Source organism: Natrialba swarupiae (assembly GCF_008245225.1).
Classification (GTDB): domain Archaea; phylum Halobacteriota; class Halobacteria; order Halobacteriales; family Natrialbaceae; genus Natrarchaeobius; species Natrarchaeobius swarupiae.
In genome coordinates this window covers 1-1,379 of the sequence record NZ_VTAW01000071.1, presented here as the reverse complement: position 1 = coordinate 1,379, position 1,379 = coordinate 1, and the positions used below count along the sequence as shown (strand labels likewise).

Genomic DNA, 1,379 nt, shown 5'->3' with positions numbered 1-1,379 from the left:
CACCTCAAAGAAACCGACACTGAAGCCCGGTTCGAGTTCAAGAAAGAGGAGAACGCCGCGGTGCGCTCCGAGAAGGGCCTGACCGAGGAGGTCATCCGCATGATCTCCGAGGACAAGGACGAGCCCGACTGGATGCTCGAGCGACGCCTCCGCGCGCTCGAGCAGTACCAGAACATGCCGATGCCGACCGACTGGCCCGGCCAGCCGGATCTCACCGAGCTCGACATCGAAGAGATCATCCCCTATATCCGCCCGGACGTCGACAAGCGCGAAGGCGTCGACGACTGGACGGAACTGCCCGACGAGATCAAAGACACCTTCGACAAACTGGGCATTCCGGAAGCCGAGAAGAACGCCCTCTCGGGCGTCGGTGCCCAGTACGAGTCCGAAGTCGTCTACCAGAACATGCAAGAGCAGTGGGAGGAGAAGGGCGTGGTCTTCATGAACATGGACCGCGCCGTCAAAGAGCACCCAGAGCTCGTCAAAGAGTACTTCATGACGACCTGTGTGCCCCCGAGCGACAACAAGTTCGCCGCACTCCACGGTGCCGTCTGGTCCGGCGGCTCGTTCGTCTACGTTCCCGAAGACGTCACCGTCGAGATGCCGGTCCAGGCCTACTTCCGGATGAATTCGGAGGGAATGGGCCAGTTCGAGCACACGCTCATCGTCGCCGAAGAAGGCTCGGAAGTCCACTACATCGAGGGCTGTTCCGCACCGAAATACGGTGCCCACAACCTCCACTCGGGCTGTGTTGAGGTCTTCGTCGACGAGGACGCCCACGTGCAGTACTCGACCGTCCAGAACTGGTCGAAGAACACGTTCAACCTGAACACCAAGCGCGCCATCTGTGAAGCAAACGGCACGATGGAGTGGGTCTCCGGCAGCATGGGCTCGAAGGCGACCATGCTCTACCCGTGTACGATCCTCAAGGGCCGCGGCGCGACCGACACCCACATCACCATCGCCTTTGCGGGCGAGGGACAGAACATCGACACCGGCGCGAAAGTCTACCACAACGCACCCGAGACGAGTTCGACCATCGAATCGAAGTCGATCTCGAAAGACGGCGGCCGCACCAACTACCGCGGTCTCGTCCACATCGCCGACGGCGCCGAGAACTCCTCGACCGCCGTCGAGTGTGACGCGCTGATGTTCGACAACGAGTCGACCAGCGACACCATGCCGTACATGGAAATCGAAGAGTCGAAGGTCGACGTCGCCCACGAGGCCACCGTCGGCAAGATCGGCGACGAAGACATCTTCTACCTCCAGTCCCGCGGACTGGACGACGACGACGCCAAGAAGATGATCGTCGCCGGCTTCATCGAGCCGATCACGGAGGAGCTGCCCATCGAGTACGCGGTCGAACTGAATCGCTT

General features: G+C 61.3%; 1 protein-coding gene. It reads left to right on the top strand.

The annotated features are described in order from the left end of the window. On the top strand, positions 1-1,379 hold a 1,379-nt coding region (sufB, locus tag FYC77_RS19940; RefSeq protein ID WP_149083230.1), incomplete at both ends, for a Fe-S cluster assembly protein SufB.